The sequence below is a fragment of the Endomicrobiales bacterium genome (genome assembly GCA_023228045.1).
Taxonomy (GTDB): Bacteria; Elusimicrobiota; Endomicrobiia; order Endomicrobiales; family JALOBY01; genus JALOBY01.
Map to the genome: position 1 here is coordinate 24,929 of JALOBY010000007.1, position 26,799 is coordinate 51,727.

At 39.5% G+C, this 26,799-nt stretch carries 20 protein-coding genes and 2 tRNA genes; 8 read left to right on the forward strand and 14 right to left on the reverse strand.

The window, feature by feature from the left end; all coding sequences use genetic code 11:
- Positions 1 to 7: 7 nt before the first annotated feature.
- The 8 genes from M0Q46_02585 (at position 8) to rsfS (ending at position 7,787) form a co-directional block, all read left to right on the forward strand.
- Complete coding sequence (locus M0Q46_02585) at positions 8 to 1,015, forward strand: VWA domain-containing protein (GenBank protein ID MCK9582498.1); 1,008 nt, start codon at positions 8 to 10, stop codon at positions 1,013 to 1,015.
- Positions 1,012 to 1,725 (forward strand): tetratricopeptide repeat protein, encoded by a 714-nt coding sequence (locus M0Q46_02590; protein MCK9582499.1) that lies wholly within the window; start codon positions 1,012 to 1,014, stop codon positions 1,723 to 1,725. The genes M0Q46_02585 and M0Q46_02590 overlap by 4 nt, the downstream gene beginning before the upstream one ends.
- Before the next feature lie 616 nt (positions 1,726 to 2,341).
- Positions 2,342 to 4,270 (forward strand): BatD family protein, encoded by a 1,929-nt coding sequence (locus tag M0Q46_02595; GenBank protein MCK9582500.1) that lies wholly within the window; start codon positions 2,342 to 2,344, stop codon positions 4,268 to 4,270.
- The gene (locus M0Q46_02600; GenBank protein ID MCK9582501.1) at positions 4,267 to 5,004 is read left to right on the forward strand and encodes a hypothetical protein; all 738 of its coding nucleotides are present in this window, start codon (positions 4,267 to 4,269) and stop codon (positions 5,002 to 5,004) included. The genes M0Q46_02595 and M0Q46_02600 overlap by 4 nt, the downstream gene beginning before the upstream one ends.
- Before the next feature lie 61 nt (positions 5,005 to 5,065).
- Positions 5,066 to 5,647, forward strand: coding sequence for a nicotinate-nucleotide adenylyltransferase (nadD, locus tag M0Q46_02605; GenBank protein ID MCK9582502.1), 582 nt, complete (start codon positions 5,066 to 5,068; stop codon positions 5,645 to 5,647).
- A complete protein-coding gene (gene yqeK / locus M0Q46_02610; GenBank protein MCK9582503.1) occupies positions 5,644 to 6,237 on the forward strand; it encodes a bis(5'-nucleosyl)-tetraphosphatase (symmetrical) YqeK in 594 nt (197 codons plus the stop codon). Before nadD ends, yqeK begins: the two co-directional genes overlap by 4 nt.
- A complete protein-coding gene (locus M0Q46_02615) occupies positions 6,234 to 7,406 on the forward strand; it encodes an LCP family protein (protein MCK9582504.1) in 1,173 nt (390 codons plus the stop codon). Before yqeK ends, M0Q46_02615 begins: the two co-directional genes overlap by 4 nt.
- Positions 7,407 to 7,430: 24 nt before the next feature.
- Complete coding sequence (gene rsfS, locus M0Q46_02620) at positions 7,431 to 7,787, forward strand: ribosome silencing factor (protein MCK9582505.1); 357 nt, start codon at positions 7,431 to 7,433, stop codon at positions 7,785 to 7,787.
- Between the two features lie 14 nt (positions 7,788 to 7,801).
- On the opposite strand, the gene hisS is transcribed toward rsfS, so the two are convergent.
- From hisS to M0Q46_02690, 14 genes are all read right to left on the reverse strand, one after another.
- The gene (gene hisS / locus M0Q46_02625) at positions 7,802 to 9,055 is read right to left on the reverse strand and encodes a histidine--tRNA ligase (GenBank protein MCK9582506.1); all 1,254 of its coding nucleotides are present in this window, start codon (positions 9,053 to 9,055) and stop codon (positions 7,802 to 7,804) included.
- An 81-nt stretch (positions 9,056 to 9,136) separates the two neighbouring features.
- On the reverse strand, positions 9,137 to 10,570 hold the full coding sequence (locus M0Q46_02630) for a phosphoglucomutase/phosphomannomutase family protein (protein MCK9582507.1): 1,434 nt from the start codon (positions 10,568 to 10,570) through the stop codon (positions 9,137 to 9,139).
- 504 nt (positions 10,571 to 11,074) lie between these two features.
- Positions 11,075 to 13,573, reverse strand: a complete 2,499-nt coding sequence (locus tag M0Q46_02635; GenBank protein ID MCK9582508.1) for a mannose-1-phosphate guanyltransferase — start codon at positions 13,571 to 13,573, stop codon at positions 11,075 to 11,077.
- Positions 13,574 to 14,303: 730 nt separating this feature from the next.
- Positions 14,304 to 15,539, reverse strand: coding sequence for a M48 family metallopeptidase (locus tag M0Q46_02640; GenBank protein MCK9582509.1), 1,236 nt, complete (start codon positions 15,537 to 15,539; stop codon positions 14,304 to 14,306).
- A gap of 68 nt (positions 15,540 to 15,607) precedes the next feature.
- On the reverse strand, positions 15,608 to 17,188 hold the full coding sequence (gene serA / locus M0Q46_02645; protein ID MCK9582510.1) for a phosphoglycerate dehydrogenase: 1,581 nt from the start codon (positions 17,186 to 17,188) through the stop codon (positions 15,608 to 15,610).
- Positions 17,189 to 17,229: 41 nt separating this feature from the next.
- Positions 17,230 to 18,372 (reverse strand): alanine--glyoxylate aminotransferase family protein, encoded by a 1,143-nt coding sequence (locus tag M0Q46_02650; protein ID MCK9582511.1) that lies wholly within the window; start codon positions 18,370 to 18,372, stop codon positions 17,230 to 17,232.
- Positions 18,373 to 18,725: 353 nt separating this feature from the next.
- Complete coding sequence (gene lon / locus M0Q46_02655) at positions 18,726 to 21,083, reverse strand: endopeptidase La (GenBank protein ID MCK9582512.1); 2,358 nt, start codon at positions 21,081 to 21,083, stop codon at positions 18,726 to 18,728.
- A gap of 41 nt (positions 21,084 to 21,124) precedes the next feature.
- Positions 21,125 to 22,384 (reverse strand): ATP-dependent Clp protease ATP-binding subunit ClpX, encoded by a 1,260-nt coding sequence (clpX, locus tag M0Q46_02660; GenBank protein MCK9582513.1) that lies wholly within the window; start codon positions 22,382 to 22,384, stop codon positions 21,125 to 21,127.
- Between the two features lies 1 nt (position 22,385).
- Positions 22,386 to 22,994, reverse strand: coding sequence for an ATP-dependent Clp protease proteolytic subunit (locus tag M0Q46_02665; GenBank protein ID MCK9582514.1), 609 nt, complete (start codon positions 22,992 to 22,994; stop codon positions 22,386 to 22,388).
- A 306-nt stretch (positions 22,995 to 23,300) separates the two neighbouring features.
- A complete protein-coding gene (gene tig, locus M0Q46_02670) occupies positions 23,301 to 24,578 on the reverse strand; it encodes a trigger factor (GenBank protein MCK9582515.1) in 1,278 nt (425 codons plus the stop codon).
- Between the two features lie 39 nt (positions 24,579 to 24,617).
- A tRNA-Leu gene (locus M0Q46_02675) sits at positions 24,618 to 24,699 on the reverse strand.
- Positions 24,700 to 24,760: 61 nt separating this feature from the next.
- A tRNA-Lys gene (locus M0Q46_02680) sits at positions 24,761 to 24,833 on the reverse strand.
- Between the two features lie 92 nt (positions 24,834 to 24,925).
- Complete coding sequence (locus M0Q46_02685; protein ID MCK9582516.1) at positions 24,926 to 26,137, reverse strand: glycosyltransferase; 1,212 nt, start codon at positions 26,135 to 26,137, stop codon at positions 24,926 to 24,928.
- 1 nt (position 26,138) lies between these two features.
- On the reverse strand, positions 26,139 to 26,798 hold the full coding sequence (locus tag M0Q46_02690; protein ID MCK9582517.1) for a DUF5752 family protein: 660 nt from the start codon (positions 26,796 to 26,798) through the stop codon (positions 26,139 to 26,141).
- Between the last annotated feature and the right edge of the window lies 1 nt (position 26,799).

Sequence of the window (26,799 nt, forward strand, 5' to 3'; positions counted from 1 at the left end):
GGTAAAAATGTTTCAATTTGCTAATCCATCAGCACTCTACTTGCTTTTACTTATCCCCATACTTGCGCTTGGGTTTGTTGCGGCACAAATATCAAAACGCAAGATTGCCAAGGTTTTTGCCCAGGATGAGCTTTTTAATAAACTTTCTAACGCCAACGAAAGAACAACTGTCCTTAAAGCTTCATTATTTATTTGCGGAATATTTTTTTTAATACTTGCGCTCGCGCGGCCGCAGTTTGGCACAAAACTTATTGAGTTAGAAAGAACCGGTTCGGATGTTGTTATCGCGCTGGATGTTTCAAAAAGTATGCTGGCGCAAGACATAAAACCAAGTCGTTTTGAACGCGCAAAAAATGTGTTATCGGAACTTATAAACCGCCTTGAAGGCGATCGCATAGGCATTGTGGCATTTGCGGGAGCCTCTTTTTGGCAATGCCCTCTTACGCTGGACCGCTCCGGCGCAGCTATGTTTTTACAAATTTTAGATACAAACCTAATTCCACTTGCAGGCACCTCCATAGGCAAGGCTATATCGCTTAGCTTATCCGGGCTTGAAAAAACTGCGCCAAAGGCAAAAGCAATAGTTCTTTTGACCGATGGAGAAGACCACAACAGCGGCCCGATTGATGCGGCAAAGTCAGCCGCGGCAAGCGGTGTTAAGATTTTTGTCATCGGTTTTGGCAAGGCAAACGGCGAACCAATTCCAGTTGAAGACGAAAACGGCAACTTTACAGGCTATAAGAAAGATAGCAGCGGACAAGTGGTTATGTCAAAGCTAAACGAAGAACTACTTTCTCAAATTGCATCAATAACAGGCGGTGCTTATATCAGGTCTGTTGATGGGTATGTTGACACCGATGCCATAGCTCGGGCAGTAAACGGCTTAGACAAGCAAAAACTATCTTCAAAAATGAATCGGCAGTTAGTTGATAGGTTTCAATATTTTCTTGCGTTGGCACTGCTTTGTTTTCTTATTGAGTTTATACTTCCACAAAGAAAAAAGAAACAAATATGAAAAAAATATTTATTTTATTACTTCTCTTATCTATTTTTGGCATACAAAATATTTATGCCTCAGCGGCATCAAATGTAAACTCAGGCAACCGCCTTTATAAAAACAATAAATACCAGGATGCGCTTAACAAATACCGCAGTGCCCAAATTGATAGCCCCGCAAACCCTACAATTAACTATAATATTGCTGACGCGCTTTATAAAACACAGGATTATCAGGGTGCCGCAAGCGAGTATGAAAGAGCTATTTCTTCAAAAAATAAAAAACTTATGGCGCGTTCTTATTATAACCTTGGCAACACAGCGTATAAACTGCAAGACAACGACAAAGCAATTGAATGCTATAAAAATGCTTTGCGTTTAGATCATACTGATAAAGATACAAAATATAACCTTGAGTATTTACTTAAAGTAAAACAGGAAAATAAAAAACAAGACAAAAATAAAAAAGACCAGCAAAATAAACAAGAGCAAAAAAATAAAGGTGATGAAAACAAAGATGATAAAAATAAACAAAATCAGCAACAAAACAAAGACGAGACCGGTAAAGACCCACAACAAAACCAAAATGACTTAAAACAGGATAAAGATAAAATGTCTAAAGAAGATGCCGAAAGGATTTTAAGCTATTTTGACGAAGCAGATAAAAATGCGGCAAAAAAACGCAAGATGCAAACACCAAATTTGCCAAAAGTTGAAATGGACTGGTAACTATAAAACACTGTATAATGTATTAATTAAACAATAAATATAAACTTTCACAGCTGTCTGGTTAAAAAAATGTTATTTTTCACCCTCACCCTTACCTCTCCCATCAAGGGAGAGGAGTTTCTGTAGAGAAGTGGTTTCCCTCTCCCCGTGCGGGTAAGTTTTTGGGCCGAGCCCGCGAGTGAAGAAGAGGATTAAGGTGATGGGAAAATGTTGAATGAGACATGGAGATAAAAATAGTTTGTCATCTTAAAATCCCACTTGGCTGCTTATGAGCGAGTGTTTTTTGGGGTCTTCGTCTGCGGATGTTTGAGACCACCACAAAGTGGTGAGACGAGTTTCCGCAGACGCAAAAAAACACGAGAGAATAGCCGCGCGGGTGTATTTCTTTTGGTTACTTTTCTTTGGACAGCAAAGAAAAGTATCACGGGGCGCAGGCCGAAGGTCCCGCCAAAGGCGGTGAGGCAGAATAGCCCCGCGACTTTGAAAGGTTTTATAGTTACTAATCCAAAGTTTAGCTCTCGCTAAAGGCAGGTTAGCCAAGCGGGACTTTAAATAAAAAAGATGCAACACTTATATTTCAAATAATATTTAACTGCAACAATAAATTAATAAGCCAATGAAAAAAACCATAATCGTATTATCATTTATTCTAATTTCTTGCGTATCTTATGCCACAGCAGAGCTTAAAGTTTCTGCCGCGGTAGATAAAACAAGCGTTGCTGTTGGTGAAGAAATTTTGCTAACCATAGATATATCCGGGCAGTCGGTAAACATACCCAGTATAGAAGTTCCCGCAATAGCAAACTTTTCAATATACTCCTCAGGCCGCTCGCAAAGCATGTCTTTTGTAAATGGACAGGTTTCAAACTCTATTTCTTTTAGGTATGTTATAATTCCAAATGCTCAGGGGAAATTTACAATCCCGGCTTTAAACTTAAAGTATGACGGCAAAACATACTCTACACAAAATATAGAAATATCAGTAAGCGCATCGCAAAAAGCGAGTGTTACATCAGCGAACCAAAACGTAACTAAAGTAACAACACAAGATGCAACTTTGAGCGATAAAGCGATATTTGTTAAAGCCATAACGGATAAATCAAGCGTCTATGTAAATGAACAATTAACTTACTATTTTCACTTATATAGAAGGGTAGATTTTTTAAACCAGCCGCAGTTTGCGCCACCCGGCTTCAGTGGTTTTTGGAGTGAGTCATACCCACCCACAAACAATATGACCGAAATAAACGGCCGGCAATATATGCTAAGCGAATTAAAATTTGTACTTTTTCCAACATCGCCTGGCAAAATAACAATTGACCCATCAACACTTCAATGCCAAATTGCATCAAACAACCCGGATGACTTCTTTGATGGTTTTTTTACCATGGGCAAACCTATTACACTGCGCACAAACTCAATAACAATAAATGTTTACCCTCTACCTAATAAAGATAAACCGGCTAATTTTTCGGGCGCTGTTGGTCAATACGAAATACAAGCCCAAAGCGATAAATCAAACACAAAAACAAACGACCCTGTAACATTCAGCATTATTGTTTCTGGTTCTGGTAACATTAAAACACTGCCCGAGCCACAAATGCCGCAACTTATGGAGTTTAGAAAATTTGACACCGCAAGCACTTACGACATTAATAAATCAGCTGGAAAATTTACGGGGTCAAAAACATTTAAAACACTCCTTTCACCGCAAAGCAGTGGAACAAAAATCATACCGGCAATAGAGTTTTCTTATTTTGACCCACAATCAAAAAGTTATAAAAAGATTTATTCAAAACCTATTTCTATAAATGTTACGCAGGGCACAACCGCAAACACGACAACTAATTTTTCTTTTGCCTCCAGTGAAGTAAAACTGTTAAATTCAGACATCCGCTACATTAAAGATACTTTCACCCGGGTAAAAAATTACCCACTAAAAAATATTCTGCTTATAATTAATTTATCTGCTCTTATACTGCTAATTCTATCTTTAATATTTGCTACGCGCGCACGCACGCTTCAAGAAAATGTTCACCTTTCAAGAAAGCTTGGCGCAAGCTCAAAAGCAAAAAAATATTTAAAAGAGGCCTCAAAACTATTCGAATCTGAGTTTTACAATAAGTGTGTGGACCGAGACGAGCGAGGCCGAGGATTTTTCAACTCAAAAAATGAGAGCGATGTGTTAACATCGGGCAAACTTTTTGAGGAAGAAAAAGTCCGGCATCGTTTGTCAAATCCCGCATCCTATTGTAAAACCCAGATTAAACATAATCACTCGGGCTTTTATTCCGCACTCAGCCGTGCTTTGCGTAACTTTATTGCGGATAAGCTTAATATATCGGCAGAGGGCCTTACAACAAAAGAGATATCAGCGACTTTCAAAAAACATAAAGTTCCGATTGAACTTGCCAATAAAACTTTTGAACTAATTGCTGAGTGTGACTTTGCCTGCTTTGCACCCTACACCCCGCAAAAAACTCAAATGCAAGATGCTTTAAAATCGGCCCAGTTAATTATAAATTCTTTGGAGAAGTTTTTATGAAAATTCTACCCATAACGCTTTGTATACTTTTTAGTTTGTCTTGCATTGCTTTTGCGCAAACGCCAAAAGAAGTTTTTAATGATGCAAACAAACAGTATGCGAAAGGCGACTGGCAAAAAGCCGCGGATTTATACAATCAACTTCTAGAAAACGGTGAAAAGACCCCTGAACTATACTACAACTTAGGTAACGCCAATTTAAAAATGCAAAAAGTGGGCATTGCCCTTTTAAACTTTGAACGCGCGCTAAGAATGGCTCCCCGGGATACCGACATTAGGTTTAACCTTGAATTTGCAAGAAAGTTGTGCGGCGAGCCTGAGCCAAGTTTTATTGAAAGCGCACTAATGTTCCTGCCAAATCAGTTTACATTAAACCAGCTTGCCTTACTTTGTTCCACACTATTTGTTCTTTTATCGGCGGTGCTCATTATCTACTTTATTACAAACTACAAAAAACTGTTTTTTATGGTTTTGGCTATATTTTGCGCATTGCTTTTATTTTCACTATTTTTTGGAATTAAACTAAATGCCGAAAAGTTTTCAAACTTTGCCATTGTAGTAAAAGGTCCGGCAGAGGTACGCAATGGCCCAAGCGAGGGAAACTCTGTTGGCTTTAGTTTGCCTGAAGGCAGAAAAGTTTTACTGCTTGGCAAAAGCGGGCAATGGGTGGCCATTGGCCTAAAAGCTGAAGGGTACAAAGGCTGGGTTCAAAGCCAGTATATTGAAAAAATATAAAAAAAATAAAACGAAAAACTCTTTGATTTTACCGGGTGGTTTTGGTAAACTGTGCTTAGTTATGAATGTAAAAAAAATTGGTATTTTTGGCGGTTCTTTTGACCCTGCACACAACGGACACATAAAACTTGCCCTTTTAGCTCAAAAGCAATTTAACTTAAATGACGTTATATTTGTACCTGCAAAGCTTGCACCACACAAACAGGAAAGTTTTGCCGCAGTAAAAGACCGCCTTGCAATGTTAAAACTTGCATTAAAACCATATAAAAATTTAAAAATAAGTTCTTTTGAATTGAATCAAAAAAGCACAACTTACACATACCAAACCGTAGCACATTTTAAAAAACTATTTGCAAGTAAAGAACTTTTCTTTTTACTCGGGGTTGACTCGTTAAGCGAACTTGTTACCTGGAAAAACCCAGAGGAGATTGTCTCGCAATGCCACATTTTGGCTGCAAAGCGCGGGAATTTAAACTTTAATATACCAGCTTTTGCTAAGGACTCCGTGTCTTTTTTAAGCAGAACAATGCCAAACATTTCATCAACACAAATACGCGATAAAGTAAAAGAAAATAAATCTATTAAAACACTTGTGCCACCTAAAGTTGCGTCATACATTAAAAAAAATAAAATATATCAATGAAAATAACTTCTAAAACCATTAAATACTATCTTAAAACCCGCCTTTCGCCTGGGCGTTTTAGCCACACACTTGCCACACTCAAACTTGCGCAAGTGCTTGCAAAAAAACATAAAACCAATTTAACAAATACATTCATTGCCGCACTGTTGCACGACACAGGAAAACAGTTTGATAAAGCTGCTATGAAAGCTTACGCGATTAGTCACAAAGTTAGCGTACCAAACTTAAAGCAAACAATAAAAAACAGCCCGGCATTACTGCACAGTTTTATAAGCGCGCATATTGCAAAAAATGTTTTCGGCATAAAAAACACATCTGTGCTAAATGCCATTGCATTTCACACATTGGGTGACCCAAACATGGACACACTTGCAAAAATTATTTATCTGGCAGATGCCGCCTCGCCTGACCGCTCTTATAAAGGTGTAAATGATATAAGACAAACTGCTTTAACAAACCTAGATAGCGCCTTGATGATGGCTCAAGGCACAAAGATTGCGCATGTTTTAGAAAAAAAAGCGTGGCTGCACCCAAAAGCCCTTGAGAGTTGGAATGCTTTTGTACTCACTTGTTCAGAAAACCAAAAATGAAAAGCTTAATTTTCAAAGTTCTATTATTACTTTTCGTATTAGTTATCGTAGTAATATTATATTTTTCGTGGCGAAGCCCTATTGCAAAAGCCCTAAGCACAGGCGAACGCATTAACGCCCTTATCATAGGTACTGACCTTGTTGACCGCTCCAGACATACCGACACGCTTGTTTTTATAAGCTATGCCCCATCAACTGGCTTCTTAGACATGATATCTATACCGCGTGACACACACTTTAGCCCAACTGGGTACGGCTTTAAAAAAATTAATGAAATTTTTGCCTATAACTACGCTAAAACACAAAACTCTGACTTTGCGGCAGGTCAGGTACGAGATGGGGTTGAAGAGCTATTTCAAAACAAAGTAAAAATTCCTTACTATTTTCAAATTGATTATAAAAACTTTAAAGATATATTAGATATTATCGGCGGTGTCCCGTTAGATGTAGAGTTAAATATGGACTATCAAGATAAAACGGGCGACTTAAATATTCATTTAAGTACTGGTACTCAAATTCTTAATGGACAAAAGGCACTTGAGTATGTGCGATTTCGCTCCAAAGAAGGCGACCTTGGCAGAATAACCCGTCAGCAAAAATTTATCAAGGCATTTTTAGATAAATTGAAAAATCCGGCGGTAATTTGGCGCTTACCGCAAATTAGCTCTTTGGTTCTAAGAGATGTTAAAACAAATCTTAATAGCTTTGATATTTTTAGCGCGGCATTAGAATTACGCAAACTTCAAAAAAGCAATATACGCACCACACAGGTGCCTGGCAGCACAAAAGGTGCTTACTGGCAGCCAAATACGCAAAATACGATCGGGCTTTTTGAGAAAATTTTTTCATCTTCGCAAACTGCAACTACAGCTGAAAAATTAACTACAGTTGAAGTTTGGAATGCATCGGGCAGGAAAGCTCTGGCAGAACGCGTTATGTGGATGCTGCGCAAAAACGGGTTTGATGTTATTGACTGGGGTACTTTAAAAATAATTCAGGAAAATACCACCATAACAGATTTTAGCGGCAACATTAAAGCTGCACAGAAACTACAAGGGCTTATAAAATGCGGAGATATAATTTCAAAATACGACTTGGCAAACGGCTTAGTTGAAATAAAGGTAATTTTAGGGACTGATTGCCAATTTGAGTACAAAGAGCAAGACTAATAAATTGATAGGCATGGAGTGCAAATGGAAAATAAAAAAGGAAGATTTCTCAAGTTAGCAAGAGCTGCGGCAAGAATTGCGGATGATAAAAAAGCATCAGAGGTAACCGTATTAAGCGTAACGAAGCTTACTACTGAAACCGATTATGTGGTAATTGCTACAACCGAATCGGCCCCGCAAACAAGCGCGATTTACCAGGAAATTAAAGGAATTTTTAAAAAAGATTTCGCTATTTTGCCATTGCATTTTGAAATGAGCGCAACTTCATCGTGGTCGGTGTTGGATTTTGGCGGTGTGTTAGTTCACATAATGCCCGCAAGGTTAAGAGAGCTTTACGCTTTAGATAAAATTTGGGCTAATGCCGGTAAGATTAAGTATTAATCAATTTTCTAATTTTATTCTAGGCACTTTTTTTGTGTATCATCAATTGAAAGCACTTCTTGTTTGCCTGTTTTCATATCCCTTAAAAGCACTTTATCTTCTTTTAACTCTTCTTCGCCAAAAATAACCGCATAAGCGGCTTGCACTTTATCGGCCAAACGCAACTGTGCCTTTAATTGAACTCCTGCAAGAGGGCCTTCTACAATTAGTTTAGTGTTTGCGCTTGCCCTAAGCAGAGCTGCAAAGTTAAATGCCTTTAATATGGTATCCCCTGCAGTTGCGACAAAAATAGTTTTAACATCCTTATTTGCCTTAAATGCCTGCAACATATCTGAGACCATAATAACCCTCTCGCTGCCAAGAGCAAAACCAACAGCGGCAATGTTTGGGCCGCCTATTTCATTAACTAACTTATCATACCTGCCGCCAGCGGCAACGGCATCTTGCGCCCCAAGCTTTGATGAGCGCACCTCAAAAACTGTACGATTATAATAATCTAACCCTCTCACAAGTTTACTATCTACGCTAAACTTACAACCAGCCGCGTTAAGCAATGCTTTGACCATTTCAAAGTGATCTTTACACTCAGCACACAAAAACTCCTCCATTATAGGAAGCGTGGTAATTTTTGGAGAGTCAATTTTACAATCTAATACACGCAGGGGGTTTCTTTCAATTCTTTTTGCGCAATCATCACAAAGCTCGCCCTCTTTTGCTTTTAGGCAATCAAGTAACGCTTGGCGAAAAGCAGGCCTGCATGCTGGGCATCCTAATGAGTTAATTAAAACCGTTGCATCTTTCACACCCGCGCTTTCTAAAAGCTGCATGGCAAGTAATATTATCTCGGCATCGGCGCTTGGCCCACTAACACCAAAATACTCCGCGCCTATCTGAAAAAACTCTCTATACCTGCCTGCTTGCGGGCGTTCGTAACGAAACATTGAACCCATATAAAAAAGTTTCGCGCTGGCAAGCGTTCTGTCTAAATTATTTTCTATGAGGGACCTTACAACCGATGCCGTGCCCTCAGGCCTTAGCGCAAGTTTTCGGCCCTTGCGGTCACTAAATACATACATTTCTTTTTCAACTATGTCGCTGGTTTCGCCTATTGAGCGCGTAAAAAGCCCGGCATCTTCAAATGTAGGCACACGGATTTCAGAGTAGTTATATTTTTTAAATACTGCCCGGGCTATGCTTTCTAACTTTGTAATTTTTGCAGCATTATCACCGTAAAGATCATGTGTGCCGCGCGGCGCGTTAAATTTCATTAATACCCCTGTTTAATAATCAATTTAAGTTTATTTATATCTTTTACTAAAATATTTCCATTGGAAGCTGAAAGAATTGCATTATTGTTTTGTAGTTTTATCCAACATAAGTTTGGAACCATAAATAAAAAGTTTCTTTAACTTTTCATTGCTTTCTGCTTCCGCGTAAAAGCGCACCACCGGCTCTGTACCTGAAGGTCTGATGCCTACCCATGAACCGTCTGAAAGAATAAATTTAAAGCCATCAATGGTAATTGTGCTTACCACAGATAGCCCCGCAAAACTTTTAAGACCGCACCCAAGTTCACACTCAAGTTGCTCAATGCGGCTTTGTGTCAGATGAAAGTTTTTTCTGCCCGAAACAACTCTACCCACTAAAGCAAAAATTTCCTCAAGGGTTTTTCTAAGAGGTTTTCTTGTATGCGCATACATTTCGGCCATTAACAGGCAGGCGGCAATTCCGTCTTTTTCCGGCACATGGTCTGTAATTGTAAGCCCGCCCGACTCTTCTCCGCCTATTATAAAGTTCTTGCCTTCTTTCACCATTATCTCGCCAATGTATTTAAAGCCGACCGGGGTTTCTTTTACCTCAATGCCAAACTTTTGCGCGACTTTATCTACAAGATGAGTTGTCATAACACTTCTTGCGACAACACCGCTCTTTAAACCACGCGATTTTATCATGTGATAAAGCAAAAGAGCGATTGTTTCATTTGGGTTAATAAAAGATCCGTCTGTATCTAAAATTCCGAAGCGGTCTGCATCGCCATCAGTTGCAAGCCCCAGATGGCACGACTCTTTTTTTACAAGAGCGCAAAGCTCGCTTAAGTTTTCTTCCGATGGTTCCGGCGCGTGGCCGCCAAAAAGTACATCTCTTTGTTTGTTTATCACCTTCTGCATGGTTCCGGCAGTGTCTAATAAATCGTCTAAATACCCGGCCCCAGTGCCATAAAGCACATCGGTAGCAATTTTTAAGTTGGCTTTTTTTATTGCCTTAAAATCTATCAATTGTTTTATTCTTTTTAAGTATTGCGGCCTTGGGTTTATTATCTCAATAAGCCCTGACTTTTGGGCACTTTCAAAGCTGATTTCTTTTGACCCGGATTGCATCGGAGCGTTGGCAAGTGTTTCAATAACCTTAGTTGTCTCAGGTAAAGCCGGGCCACCCCAAGTGGGTGAAAATTTTATACCGTTGTAGTTTGATGGATTGTGGCTTGCTGTAAAATTTATGCCACCTGCTATCTTCCTGCGTATTATTTCATAAGATATTACCGGAGTGGGTGTATTTCTGCTGCAAAATAATGCTTTTATGCCGTTTGATGCAAGTATACAAGATGCGGTCTTTGCGAACTCATCTGACAAAAACCTTGTGTCATAACCAACTATAACTTCATTGTTTGGGTTGTTTTGTTTTTTTATGTACTGGCTTATGGCATGCGTTACACGCCGCACTCCATCAAATGTAAAGTCCTCTGCTATAACGCCTCTCCAACCAGATGTTCCAAATTTAATCATATTCTTTCTTCTCCAATATTGCCCACCCTTTGGGTATTTCGGGGACACAATACTTATATCCGCCATTTTAGATTCCCGCTAATCCCGCCATCGGCGGGACGGGAATGACATGCTCTTTTGTTTGGACCGGCACTTCTTTTTCATTGTCATCTCGATGAGCGAAGCGACGAAACAATCTTGGTGTCATTGCGAGCGAAGCGTGGCAATCTAATAATCAGGACGAGATTGCTTCACCCCTGATGGGTTTTCGCCTTTGGCGAGATCTAGCCCCTTGGGCTGACGCAATGACAGTAAAACCAAGATCCCCCGCCCAGCAAGCTGGGCGGTATCAATGGTGCTAATTCTTCTTCCTCTCCCTCGATGGGAGAGGATTGAGGTGAGGGTGGACATTCGATAACAGGTCTCATTTGACCCCTCATCCTAACCTTCTCCCGCAAAGGGGAGAAGGAATTATTTGGTAACCGCCCAGCAAGCTGGGCGGAATTATCAAGTTAAAAGAACATTCTATAACTGCCACTTTTTTACTTTTTCGCTATATTGCTCCAAATAATCTTTTGCTACTTTTTCCTTATCCGACTCTACCCAGACATGAAAGAATGCTTCATCGGGGTCTGGCAATAACAACACCCAACCGCCTTTTAAGAAAATCTTAACACCGTCTATAAGTTCAGCTTTTGCTTTTGATGCTTCTTGCATAGCATAGCGCATCGTCTGGCCTTTTTTATCCCATGCGCAAGGAATTTTTTTGTGCAATACCTCAAAAGCAGGTATCTCGCGGCTAAGACGGTTTAGCCGGTTTTTTTCTTTTGCCATTAGCTCAAGAATTTTTGCGGTTGCGTACATTGCGTCAAAAGCAGGCTGGAACTCCGGGAAAATAAAACCGCCGGAGCAATCACCAACAAAGCAAACACCTTTGATGCGCGACGCGGAAATTATCTGCCTTGGGCTTGTTGCAGTTCTTATAACCGTGGCATTATACTTTCGCGCCAGCTCATCAATTACTGATGATACTGTAACCGGCACTGCAATTGTGGCATTTGGAGTACTTCTCATAACCAAATCTGCCACCAAAATGAGTGCGAGATTGTTTGGCACTATTCTGCCGCGCTCATCAATTAAAAAAATCTTTTCCGCGCCATTGTCAATTAAAAATCCGGCATCGGCCTTGAGAGTTGTAACTATGTCGGAAAGTTGTTCAAGAGAGTGCTTAAACTCGTGTTCTGTTTTTGTTATTTTGTATGGGTTAACATAGGCGTTTAAGGCAACAACCTCTGCCTCAAGCGGCCCTAAAATTGCAGGGAAAATCATTGACGCGGAGGAATACGAATAGTCAAAAACAATTTTAAAGTTGGCTTTTTTTATCTCATCTTTATTTATAGCCTTAAAAAAACCTGTTTTATAATACTCCTGAGCTCTTGATGGCACAGTTATATCACCAACATCGTCCAAACTGGCTCGTTTAAAATCCTCTCTTAGAAAAAGTTGTTCTATGGATTTTTCTTTAGAAATTGGCAGGTCGCCGCCATCAGAGTCAAAAATTTTTATATCCATAAGCCGTTTGTCAAACGGAGATAAGCGCACATGTATTCCGCCAACTTCGCCTTCCTTTCCAATTTCGTAACGCACAACCGGAATTGGCGCGGTTTGCAAATCGCCAACTTTTACGCCAGCGCTAAGCAGCCCCGATATCATTGTGCGCTTTATCATTCGCGACGAACCATGGGCATCTCTTGAAGTTACCACATAAGCGCCGGCACCAATAAATGCCCCGTATGCCGCACCAACTTTGGTGGCAAACTCAGGTGTTATTTCTATGTTGCCAAGGCCTGTAATGCCATAGGCGCCAAAAAGCTCTTTATTCCATTTTTCTCCCCACACCAAACTTGTGGCAAGTGTCGCGCCTTCTTCTACTGTTTTATCGGGCCAGATTTTTATGTATGCCCTGATTACGGCCTCGTTGCCTATTTTGCAATTATCGGCAACCACTGTACCAACTTGTAAAACAGCCCTGTCGCCTATTGAGGTATTTTTTGCAACAACACTTTCTTTTAAGCGTGCCTCGCGCCCAACGCTAACACCATCCCAAAGTATTGAACCGTAAAGGTTCGCGCCTTCACCAACTTTTACACTGTTGCCAATTACACAGTTGCCTACAACAACGCCTTTGGCAATAAAGCAATTACTGCCTATTATAACCCGTTCATTTATTTCGGCACCTTCTTCTATGGTAGTACCTTCTCCAACTATAAAACTTTTGGCGCCCGATATAACCTTTCTGCCGCTTATGCTAAGGTTTATTTTACCTTCTAAAATATCGTAATGGCCGGTACGGTATTCGTCTAAATTGCCAATATCTTTCCAGTAACCGCCTGCGGTATGACCATAAAGCCCTTTACCTTGCAAAAGAAGCGATGGGTATAAATCTTTTGAGAAATCAAATGGTTTCTCATCCGGTATCTCTTCTAATACTTTCGGCTCTAAAATGTAAATGCCAGTATTTATTGTGTCAGAAAAAACTTCACCCCAAGAGGGTTTTTCTAAAAATCTTTCAATTTTGCCATCTGGCTGCGTTATTACAACACCGTACTGCAAAGGGTTTGCAACACGGGTAAGCACCATGGTGGCAACAGCATTTTTTTTCTTATGATAATCAAGCGCCTCGGTGATATCTATGTCCGTTAAAACATCGCCTGAAATAACAATAAATGTGTCTTTTAAGTGGTCTTTCGCGCAACGCACACTGCCGGCAGTTCCCAAATCTGCTTTTGGGGTTATGTATTTTAGTTTTACCCCAAACTCAGAACCATCGCCAAAGTAGTCAGTAATAACATCTGGCTGATAGTAAAGCATCATTACAATGTCTGTAATTTGGTGTTTTTTTAGAAGGTTTATAATGTGATAAAGGATTGGCCTGTTTGCTACAGGTACCATGGGCTTTGGGAGATTACAGCTTAAAGGTCTTAACCGTGTTCCAAAACCACCGGCCATAATTACGGCTTGCATAACTTTCTCCTGGTATAATATTCATTATACCTTTTGTTTCCAAAATTGCATTTTGATATATTTTTTCAGTTAACGGATCTATTTGTTCCATCCGTGTAGTCAAGACATCCTGAATCTTACAGAATGTCTATAAGAAATTATTGTGATAAAAAATGCTAATTGATGGTACAAAATTCGCCATCAAAAGGCAAGATTATTGTTTTATGGGTAATTTGTTCTTTAAGTCGGAGATTTTTGTTTTTTTGCCACAACTGCCCAAATTAATTTTGACTACTGAAAATCAAAGTCGCGGGGCTATCCTGTCAGCCTCGGGCTGACGCCCCCGTAATACTTTTCTTTGCATGCCCAAAGTTACACCCAGAGTTTACAATAGGATGCGGGATTCGACAAACGATGCCGGACTTTTTCTTCCTCAAAAAAGCTCGACCGATGTTCACACATCGCTCTCTCTTTTTGAGTTGAAAAACCCTCGGCCTCGCTCGTCTCGGTCCACACACCTATTGCAAAATCTGGGTTGAAGTAACCAAAAGAAATGCACCCACGGTGGCTATTCACTCACATTTTTTTGGCGGCTGCGGAACTCGCCTCGCCACTTTGTGGCGGGCTCAGGCAGTCCTCACCGAAAACTCCACAAAAATGCTCGTTCATTATCAGCCAAAGTGGGGATAAAGTTAGTAAGGCAAAAAATTTGTCACCTCGACGAGTGAAGTGAGGCAGGATAGCCCCGCCATTATTTTCTATCTATAAGTGCTTGTATTCGCATAAGCACAGGAGGGTGGGTGTAGTCAAATAATACTTTAACACTGTGGGGTGTGAGGTTTGAAAGGTTATCCACGCTAAGTTTTTTTAAGGCGTTTAGCATATCACTACTGTTTCCAACACTACTTGCAGCAAAGGCATCGGCTTCGTACTCATGTTTTCTTGAAAAGTAATTACTAATCGCAGAAAAAAACAAATTAATAACAGGATAAAGGATCATAAATGCAAATAACCCCGCATAAATAGAATAGGTTTTAACATTCAATGCGTATGAGAAATTTTCATTTGTTGCGAAATACCCTGCTAAAAAAAGACCAATAGCGGAAAATATAAGTGATAGGGCAAACTGTTTTATAATATGTCGTTTTTTGTAATGCCCAATCTCATGTGCAAGTATGGAAACAATTTCAGTTGTTGTGTGTTTTGCAATTAGAGTGTCAAAAAGAGCAATTTTTCTAAATCTGCCAAAACCTGTAAAAAAAGCGTTTGTTTTAGCCGACCGGCGCGAGCCGTCCATTTTGTAAATTCCCTGCATTTTAAAGTTTTCTGATTTTGCAAAATTTAACACTGCGTTTTTTAACTCTCCCTCTTCTAATGGAATAAATTTATTAAATAACGGCATAATTAACGCAGGCCAGATATATATAAGCAGAACCTCAAAAATAAGCATAAATACCCAGCATAAAATCCAGCCGGAAAAACCAAATTTTTGAAAAATATAAAGTACACCAAAAAGCAATATAGCTCCTAAAACTGTTTGAAGAATAAAGCTCTTAATGAAATCTCCAATAAAAGTTCGTGCGTTCATTTTATTAAAACCATACTTTTCCTCTAAGACAAAAACCTTGTATAGTGAAAATGGCAAACTTAACAACTCTGAAATTAAAAAAATTATCCCAAAGAAAATTAAACCGGTTAATATTGGATTTAAGGCAAAACCTCTTGCCATAATATCTATTTTTTCAAAAAAACCAAACATTAACGCTAAAACAGTAATAACTCCCATAAAAACTGTGTTAAATACTGTAAACTTTGTGTTGTCTTTAAGGTAACCTTGAGCTTTCGCGTAGCGCTCATTATCATAAACACCAATAAATTCATCGGGCACTTCTTTTTTTAGCGCAGAGATGTTTAGCGCTTCAACAAGTAAGCGCACAATCAAAGATAAAACTATTGAACTTATAATCACCACTGTAAAAATAGACATATTTTCTCCAGTTAAAATAAAAAAGCACCGCCTCAGGTTTCTTGAGACAGTGCCTTATAAACTACCTATTAAAGCGCAACATGCTTAACACTTGTTATACCCGGGAGTGTTGCAATTTGTTTTATAACATCTGCCTCTACACAGCTGTCTATGCTAATTATGGTTGTTGCTTCCCCGCCCGACTGCGTTCTGCCAACCTGCATACCTGCTATATTGATGTTACTCTTACCCAAAAATGTACCAATTTGACCTATAATACCTGGTTTATCTACATTTTTTACCAAAAGCAAGCAACCAGAAAGTGGTATATCTACGCTTACGCCGTCAACAATAACAAGGCGCGCCATTTTGCTGCCAAATATAGTGCCAGATGCTTTAAGTGTACCTTTTTGTGTTGACACGCTTGCGCTTACAAGCTCTGTGTAATCATCCGAAACATCTGTTTTAAGTTCTTTTATTTTTATACCCCTTTCTTTTGCAAGCAAAGGAGCATTTACAAAGTTAACTTCTATGTCTAACATTGGAGATAGCAGGCCTTTTAAATAAGCTACAAGCAGCGGGTTCGTATTTAATTTGCTTATGGTTCCTGCGTATTCAAGCTCAACTTCTACAACCCCGCCGCTAACAAGCTGGCTTTGAAATGAACCAAGCTTTTCGCAAAGCGCTATGTATGGTTCAATCTGTTTATATTCTTCCCAGTTGACAGTTGGCACATTTACGGCATTTCTAATAAGGCCTTTTGTAAAAAAATCAACAAGCACTTCGCCAAGTTCTTGCGCAATTTTTACCTGTGCCTCTTCAGTTGACGCGGCAAGATGCGGCGTTACAACTGTGTTCTCGCATTCAATTATAGTCCAGTCAACCGGCGGTTCTTTTGCAAATACATCTATGGCGGCACCTCTTACATGACCATCTTTTATGGACTGGGCGAGAGCTTTTTCATCTATAATTCCACCTCTGGCACAATTTACAATTCTAACGCCTTTTTTCATTTTTTTAAGTGCTTCAGCGTTGATCATATTTCTTGTGCTGTCATTAAGCGGAGAATGAATTGAAATATAATCGGCCTCGGCGTAAATTTCTTCGGGTGTTTTTATTTCTATACCTAAACTTTTGCCAAATTCTTCAGTTACAAAAGGGTCATACGCCACAATTCTCATACCAAACGAACGCATTCTATGAGAGACCTCTCTGCCAATCCTGCCAAGTCCAATAAGCCCAAGCGTTTTGCCATATAACTCAGTACCCATAAACTTTTCGCGTTTCCACTCTTTATTTTTTAGCAAAGCATGTGCCTGAGGAATGTTCCGTGCCATTGCCATTATTAAACCAATTGTATGTTCTGCGGCCGAAATTGTATTTCCTCCGGGAACATTTGCCACTACAATGCCTTTTTGTGTGGCAGCCATAATGTCTATATTATCAACACCTGTGCCTGCCCTTCCGATAAATTTTAACTTTTTTGCTGCCCCAATTATTTCGGCTGTTACCTTTACTTCTGAACGAATAAGCAAGCCATCATAGTTGGCAATTAATTCTTTGAATTGCTCTGGAGTCGGTTTTGCGTGTATTTCTATAGCGAAGTTCTTATTCTCAAGAACTTTCTCAAGCCCTTCGGTACTGTCGTATGTCATAAGTATTTTAAACATTTTATACTCTCCAAATATGTCTTTTATAGTAATCTAAATTGTCAGATATTATTTTTCAAAAGCACTTCTTCCGCTGCCGCAACAGCTTTGCCTTTTTGCACATTGTACCCAAGTTTTGTAAGCACCATTTCAAGACAGGCAAAACCAACAAGCAAATCTGCTTTTGTGATGTAACCCATATGAGCAAAACGAATTATTTTTCCTTTAAGTATGCCCTGCCCACCTGCTATTGATATACCAAATTCTTCTCTTAACAACTTTACAATTTTGCCGCCTTCAATACCATCTGGAACACGGGCACTTGTAACAACTTCACAAGGTCTTTGCGCAAAAAGTTCCATTCCAATAGCTTGCATACCTGCTCTTGTGGCGGCCGCCATTACCTTATACTCTTTTTGCATATTTTCAAGCCCCGTGGCCTCAATCATTTTTATTGCCTCTGCAAGTGAAACTATAAGAGTAATTGCCGGCGTAAATGGAGTTTCGTTATCAGCAAGCGATTTTTTCATTTTGCGCCAGTCCCAGTAAAACCTTGGGAGCTTTGCATTTTCTGCCAAAAGCCACGCTTTCTTACTTATTGAAACAAACGCAAGGCCGGGTGCGAGCATAAGGCCCTTTTGAGAACCGGTTACAACAACATCAATATGCCAAGCATCGGTTTTAAGCTCTTGGCCGACCAAACCAGATATTGCATCTACCACAAGCACTGCCTGCGATGAATGAACAATTTTACCTATTGTTTCTATGTCGTTTACAACACCTGTTGAGGTTTCAACATGAGTGGTATAAACAACCTTAACACCCGGGTTTGCCTTGAGCGCTTTTTCAATTTCATTTGGATTGACAGCTTTGCCCCACTCTGTGTCAACAATTATCGGATTTATTCCGTAAGCACTTAAAAGTTTTACCCAACGTTCTCCAAAATTTCCACTTTGGGCAACTATTACATCATCGCCCGGGCTAAGCAGATTTACAACTGACGACTCCATTGCACCCGTACCGGAAGATGCCATTATCAGCACATCGTTTTGAGTACAAAAAACATATTTAAGGCCTTCTATAACTTTACCAAATATTGCCGCAAATTCTGCTGTGCGATGGTGAATAATTGGTTTTGCTCCTGCTAAAGCAACCTCTGTTGGAATGGGTGTTGGTCCAGGTGTTAAAAGATAATGTTTTTTCATTCTGCCTCCAATACAAAAATTATTTTACACTCAATAAAAACATTGTGAAATATTTCACAATGAAATACTATTAAAAAAAATTTGTTCTGTCAAATTAAAATTTGAGACATGGTTTCTTTTTTAGCTGTCATTGCGTCAGCCCCCGCCTTTGGCGAGGTCTAGACAAGACTCAGGCTGACAAGGGGCTAGATCTCGCCAAAGGCGGAAATCCCGAATGGGTGAAGCAATCTTTTATTAACTGTTAGATTGCTTCGTCGCTATGCTTCTCGCAATGACAAAACACATTGAAAGAAACATTGCCTCGGGCTGATTCGCTTCGCTCACCCGAGATGACACACCAAGAAAAAAATAGCTTACTTTGTTGCCTTTTCAAGCCCAAGCGATAACACTTCGTCCATATGCGCTACAGGTATCATTTTTATTTTTTTTAAAATATCTTTTGGAATTTCAATAAGGTCTTTTTTGTTGCCCTCCGGAAAAAGAATTGTTGTTATGCCATCACGGTAAGCGGCAAGTGTTTTTTCTCTTAGTCCGCCTATGGCAAGCACCCTGCCACGCAAAGTAATTTCACCTGTCATTGCAAGATCTTTTTTTACCGCCCTGCCGGTGCTTACCGATGCAAGAGCGGTTGCCAGCGCTATACCGGCACTTGGCCCGTCTTTAGGAACAGCACCTTCGGGCACATGAATATGAAAATCTAAGTCCTTAAAGCTGTCTTCGTCAATTTTTAATTTTTTTGCGGAAGAACGCACATAAGATAACGCTGCCTGAGCCGACTCCTTCATAACATCTCCAAGTTTGCCGGTTAAGCTTAATATGCCTTTACCTTTCATTTTATTTACTTCAATTGTAAGGGTTTCCCCTCCGGCTTCCGTCCAGGCAAGGCCAGTTGCCACACCAATGTTGTTTGCAGCTACACTGTCTTTTGAAAACTTTGGTATACCCAAAAACTTTTCTAAGTTTTCAGGGGTTATTTTAATAGAAGTTTTTTTCTCCAAGTCCATTGCTTTTGTAGCTTTTCGGCAGAGGTTCGCGCTTTCTCTCTCCAGATTTCTTACACCTGCCTCGTGCGTATAGTTTTTAATTAGCAGTTCCATGGTTTTAGGTGTAATAACAAGCTCTCCATCTTTTAAACCGTGTTCTTTCATTTGCTTTGGCAGTAGAAATTTTTCTGCTATTTTTAACTTTTCTTCTAATGTATAACCCGGGAACCTTATAACCTCCAAACGGTCTAATAGAGTGCTTGGAATGTTGTAAAGCGTGTTTGCGGTTGTAATAAACATTACCTTTGAAAGGTCGTAGTCAAGGTCAAGGTAGTGGTCTACAAAAGCATAGTTCTGCTCTGGGTCAAGCACTTCAAGCAATGCCGAAGAAGGGTCGCCCCTAAAATCGCTGCCCATTTTGTCAATTTCATCTAAAATAAATACAGGGTTGTTTGATTTTGCTTTGCGCATAGATTGTATTATTCTGCCGGGCAATGCGCCAATGTAAGTTCTTCTATGTCCTCTTATTTCGGCCTCATCTCGCACACCACCCATAGATATGCGTACAAAATTTCTGCCTAAACTTCTGGCAATTGATTTAGCTATAGATGTTTTGCCGACACCCGGAGGCCCGACAAAACAAAGAATAGGGCCTTTTATTTTTTGAACGCGTTTAAGTACAGCCAGGTATTCAGTAACTCGTTCTTTTACTTTTTCTAAACCAAAGTGGTCTTGGTCTAATATAGTTTGTGCTTGCCTAAGGTCGTAGTTATCTTTTGTACTTTCGTGCCACGGAAGTGCTATAAGCCAGTCAATATATGTTCTTATTACCGTTGCCTCAGGTGAAAAAGGCATCATTTTTTCTAATCTGGCAATTTCTTTATCGGCCGCTTCCTGTGCCTCTTTAGACATTTTTGCGGCTTTAATTTTTGCTTTTAATTCTTCTAACTCCTTGGCATAATCATCTTTTTGTCGCAGTTCTTTTTGTATGGCCTTCATCTGTTCTGTAAGGTAGTACTCTTTTTGGCTTTTCTCTATTTGAGTACGCACGCGGCTTTGTATGCGCCTATCAATATTTAAAATTTCAATTTCAGAACTTAAAATTTGCACAAGCTTTTCAAGGCGTTCACTTGGGTTTGCAAGTTCAAGAATAGATTGTTTTTCAAAAACTTTTACGGACATGTGAGAAGCAATTGTATCTGCCAGGCGGCCCGCGTCGTTTATGTTTGCAACGGCAACACCTATTTCAAGCGGGATTCTTGCGTTTAATTTAACATACTGTTCAAAAAGTGAAACCGAACGGCGCATAAGCGCTTGCGTTTCAGGAGTTAGCACCGAAACTTCGCTAAGCAGGTTCAACCCAACTTCCACATAGCCCCTTTCGTGCATATGAAAGTCGGTCCAACGAGCGCGCAACAAACCCTCTACCAAAACTTTCAAAGTGCCATCGGGCATTTTTAGTAACTGCAACACATCGGCAACAGTACCTATTTGGTAAATATCATCAGGAGAAGGGTCTTCTATTTGCAGTTGTTTTTGCGTTGCAAGAAATATTAAGCGATTACCCGACATTGCCTCTTCAAGCGCTTTTATAGATTTATCGCGGCCAACGGCAAGTGGCACAACCATGGCAGGGAAAACAATCAAATCACGCACCGGTAATAATGGAAGCTTATTTGGTATATCTTCTAATTTGCTTGTTTTGGTTTGTCTATCTACTTCGCTCATATTTTCACTCCACTCTAAACCCGGCTTTTGCAACAGCTGGGTTAAACAGCCTTATTAAGTTTAACATTATCGTTTATATTTTTTTTATAAGTTAATTTTACTGCCGAACTGCCGCGCACAACGTCTTCATCAACTATAGCGCTTTTAAGATCTTTTTTATCGGGTAATTCATACATAACATCTATTAAAAGCTTCTCCATTATTGAACGAAGCCCTCTAGCTCCTGAGCCACGCACTAATGTGGCTTTGGCAATTTCAACTAATGCACCGTCGGTAAAATCTAATTCAACACCTTCTATTGAAAACATTTTTTTATACTGTTTAATAAGCGCGTTTTTTGGCTCTTTAAGCACACGCACAAGGTCCGCCTCTTTTAACTGCTCAAGCACCGCAACACTGTGCAACCTGCCGACAAACTCAGGTATAAGCCCGTATTTTATTAAGTCCTCGCTTTGCAATGAAGTCATAAGCTGGCTGTAAGCATAATCTTTTCTTGTTTTTATTTCCGAATTAAAGCCCATATTTTTTGTTGTTAAACGCGCCTGCACCACTTTATCTAAACCCTCAAACGCGCCGCCGCAAATGAATAGTATATTGGTGGTATCTACCTTTATGTATTCCTGTTGAGGGTGTTTTCTGCCTCCTTGCGGTGGCACATTGGCAATAGTGCCTTCAAGTATTTTTAAAAGTGCCTGCTGAACACCTTCGCCCGATACATCGCGGGTTATTGACGGATTATCGGATTTTCTTGAAATTTTATCAATTTCATCTATGTAGATAATGCCTTTTTCGGCGCGTTTTACATCAAAATTCGCATTTTGCAATAAACGAAGAATTATGTTTTCTACATCTTCCCCAACATAACCGGCCTCGGTAAGCGTGGTTGCGTCCGCTATGGCAAATGGCAAATGTAAAAGCTTTGCAAGCGTTTGGGCAAGCAGTGTTTTTCCTGTGCCTGTCGGCCCAATTAAAAGTATGTTTGATTTTTGAATTTCAACATCTGATTTTTTGTCTTTGGCGCAATCAAGGCGTTTATAATGATTGTACACAGCCACACTGAGAACTTTCTTTGCGTGCTCCTGGCCTATAACAAATTCATCTAAGAATTTTTTTATGCCGCTTGGGCTTGGCAAGGTGGTGATGTTCTTTTTTTCTTCTTCACTTTCAAGCTTATTAAGAAGTTCTATAGAGCTCCTTAGGCACTCTTCGCACACATACGCCCCGTTACCACCTATCATTTTGCCATTGCCATTTTCCACGGAACCGCAAAAAATACAGCTTGTTTTTTTTATGTTGTCCATATTATTTTTTCCTGCTTTCTATTACTTCATCAATTATGCCGTAACTTAGTGCTTCCTGCGCAGACATATAATAATTACGCTCGGTGTCTTGCTTTATCCTGTCCACACTTTGACCTGTGTGCTTTGACATAATTTCTATAAGTTTTTCTTTGGTTTTAAAAAGTTCTTTTGCCTCAATATCTATATCTGTAACCTGACCAGAAAGTCCCTCGCCATAAATTAGCGGCTGGTGTATCATAATCCGGCTACGCGGCAGAGCATAGCGTTTACCTTTAGTGCCGGCGGCCAATAAAAGCGCACCAAAAGACATTGCCATACCCATACATATAGTTGTAATGGGGCATTTTATGTATTGCATTGTATCGTAAACGGCAAGGCCCGCGCTAACTAAACCACCAGGTGAGTTGATGTATAGGTTTATATCTTTTTCGGGGTCTTCGGCTTCAAGGTAAAGCAATTGGGCAATTATTAGATTTGCTGAATCGGTGCTTACCGCGCCGCCAACACCACCAACAAAAATAATGCGGTCTTTTAATAACCTGGAATATATATCATAGCCAACGGCCGAACCCTGGTTCCATCTTTCTATAATTGTTGGAATAATGCTCATAAGAACTCCTATGTTACATTTGCCATCTGTTTTTTACTAAAACATTTTTAAGTCGCGGGGCTATTCTGCCCCTGCACCCCTGTGATACTTTTCTTTGTATGCCCAAAGAAAAGTAACCAAAAGAAATGCACCCCCTGATGGCTATTCACTCGTTTTTTTTGGCGGCTGTGGAACTCGCCTCGCCACTGCGTGTCGGACTCAGACAGTCCTCGCCGAAACCTCCAAAAAAATACTCGTTCATTATCAGCCAATGGGGAATAACAAGCGAGGACGTAAAAAGAACTTATTAAGAAAATATTTCTGTGTTTATTTTATTTTTGCTTTTTCTATAAGGAACTTAAATATTTTTTCTTCTTTTAAGTGTGCTGTTATTTTGTCTGAATTTTCCGAAAAATATTTAATTGTCTGTTCTTTACTTGAGTGGTTTGCGGCTAAGAGGCGTTCTTTTTCCGCGTTCATATCATTCGAAGTAACTTCAAGCTTTTCTTTCTCTGATATTATATTGAGTATGTAAGAAAGCCTTACTGTTTTTTCGGCTTCTTTTTTATAATTTTCTTTTTCTGCCTCTATCTTTTTTTTGCGTTCAGGTTCCGGCATTCCATAAGAACGCATATACTCATCGGCCTTTGATGAGATAAAGCTCATTTGCTCCTCTATAAGCACAGCTGGAACTTCAAAGCTGTTGGCTGCAAGAAGCTCGTCCACTATTTGTTTTTCCAAGTCAGATTCAACACGGCTCTTTTCTTGCGCTTCGAGCGATTGTTTTAGTTTTTCTTTAAGCTCAGAGATATCTTTTAAACCAAGGTCTTTGGCAAATTCGTCATCAATATTTGGCAGTATCTTATCTTTTATCTGGTTTACCTTTGCCTTAATAAGTACTTTTTTGCCAGCCGCTTTCTTAATCGGTGAATCTGCAGGAAAGCTTACTTCAACTTGGCGCTCATCGCCTTTTTTTGCCCCAAGCAGGCCTTCTTGCAAACCCTCTATAAGCTGTTTTGAAGAAAGATCTATTAACTGATTTTTGGCGGATAATTCTTTAAGGGGTTCATTATCAACAAACGAATCGTAATCTAATAAAGCAAAACTGTTTGTGCCAATCACAGTGTCCTGTGATGCATCTTTTAAGCGCGCATTTCTTTCGCACTGTTCTTGCAACAACTTTTCAACCATTTCGTCGGTGACTGGCTTATCTTCTTTTTTTATTTTTATGCCTGTATAGTCATTTATAGTAACTTTTGGATGAACCTGCGCCGTAATATTAAAAACACATGGTTTATTAAATTCAAAACTAAACTCGCCAATTTGCGGATATGTTATAGGGTCAATATTTTTCTCTTTAAAAGCGGAGAAAACAGCCGCCTGAATAACTTTTTCAGACGCGCGTTCTTTTGCAAGCCCTTCAAAGTTTTTTCTTACAAACTCTTTTGGTGCCTTGCCTACCCTAAAACCGGGAACCCTTGCCTCATTTTGTATTTGGGTGAATACTTTTTCAACGGTATTAACAACTTCCCCTTCCGGCACCTCTACTTTTAAAGTTACTGAACATGGCTTACTTTCAACAACGCTAACTTTCAGGTTTTCCATTACAATTGGCTCCAATTAATTTAATTAACATAACAATTATGCGGACGGAGGGAGTTGAACCCACAAGCCTTGCGGCACTAGATCCTAAGTCTAGCGCGTCTGCCAGTTCCGCCACGTCCGCAAAATTTGACTATAAAAACACCAAACCTTTGAGTATACCCAAAGGTCTTTGTAAAGAAGAGTGCGCCGCATAGGATTTGAACCTATAACCTGACGATTAAGAGTCGCCTGCTCTACCAATTGAGCTAGCAGCGCATTAGTAAATATTGTTTGGGGTTATGTATTCTATCAAACGCTTAGGTGTATAGTCAATAAAATCTAATGCCAACAAAGTTTCATACAGACAATCAAAGATAAACTATATTTTCATTATGATAAAGCGAGAGAAATAATAGCAAGTATTCCTTCAGATGCCGTGTTATAAGAAAATTATTTCTTATATGTTCTTTGCCATTCTGCCCAAGTTTTTTGGCATATTCAGGATTATTCAAAAACTGTTTTACGGCAAATGCCATACCTTCCGTTGAATAACTTAAAAGACCGGAAAACTTGTGAGTTATTTGAAGCGGTATCCCGCCGACATTTGACGCAACAACAGGTTTCCCCTTCCAAAGAGCTTCTGTAACAGTCAGCCCAAACCCTTCCCTGACCGACTTTTGAAGAATTACCGATGACGCTCTTTGTATAGCATTAACCGCAATATCATCCTGGGGAAGAAGCAACAGATGTATGTCCGGGTCATTTCCTGCTTTTTCTTTTACTTCTTCAAAAACTTGTACCCCTTCAGGGTCATCCGCGGCAAGCCCACCAGCCAAAATTAATCGGCAATCCACATATTTTTTGACGAGTTTGTAAACTTCAATTACCCCTATTGGATCTTTGAGCCGGTCAAACCGGGAAAGTTGGGCTATAATCGGCTTATCTTGGGGAACATCATATTTTTGAAGAACGGCATTAATTTCATGCTGCTCAAGCTCTTTATTCTTGTCACTTAACGGATCTATTGAAGGAGCAATAAGAAATTGCCTAATCGGAAGTTTATGCGAATATTTTGGCGAAGAAAAAACCGAGGCATCATATTTTTGAATATAGTCCAAAAGAAAATCCCATACTTTCATATCAGGTTGAGAAACATCTACATGGCATCGCCATATCCACTTATTTCCTTTCTTTTTTTTGATAAGGCCTATCGGTTGAGGATCATGGACAAATACTATATCACCTATGATTTCAAATTCCCGCGCATTTTTTTCATTAGTTTCAGCAAATATCTCAAAATCTCTTTCCTTTAATTTAGCATCTTTTCCGTGCAGTGCATTATGAAATTTCTTTGTTACTTCAAAAAACTGTTCCCCTCCCTTTATTACATCCCAGCGAGAATTTACTCCTAAATCCAATAACAAAGGTACCATTCGGTTAAGTATCTCGGCAACACCTCCACCAACCGCAGCAGAATTAAAGTGCTGTATAAGCTTCCCTTTAAGTTTTTGGGCGAGCAAATGCAAGTCATCAATGTTGACCTGGCCGACAATTGGTATATAATCATTTATTTTCGGCATTTTACACCGCCTTTTCAACTAATTTAATTACAATTTTTCTTAAATCTTCCATGGCAAAGGTGTAAGGATCAATATTTGAAATTGCGCTGGCAAGTTCTTTGTTTCCTAACGACATTTCAACCCACCTAGAAAAATCGTTGCTTTCATTTTCAAGCCGCAGACGCGATTCAAATATATGAAAGTATAAAGAATTTATTGAGATTTTTTTTAATGCTTCACAAAACTCATTTAGGTTATTTACAACATAGGGAGTGCGAATAATAAAACTAGTAGATTTGACAAAGTAAAATATTTTATTGCTTTTAACTACTCTGTTCGCTGTTGTTGTGTTTTGGTTAATATATTTTTCAACTCTTGAAATTATTTCTTCTCTCAATTCCCGTATAGTGCTAAATTGAACAATATCAATAGAAGCAACACTTTCCGCAAGTTCATCTTCGCCAAGGGCATCACGCACCCAATAAGCAAAATCATTTGGAGGTTCCGGAGAATAAAATTGGTGCTGCTGTAAAAAACGGTGAGTATGATGATAAATGCTTGAGCCCGGAACAATTTTTAGCATCTCAAGCAACTCATTTAGTGTCTCAGCTTTTAGGCCAGTTGCCTCAGATAAATGCAATCGGGTATAGAATTGAAATGAATTTTTTGCTTTTTTGCCCATT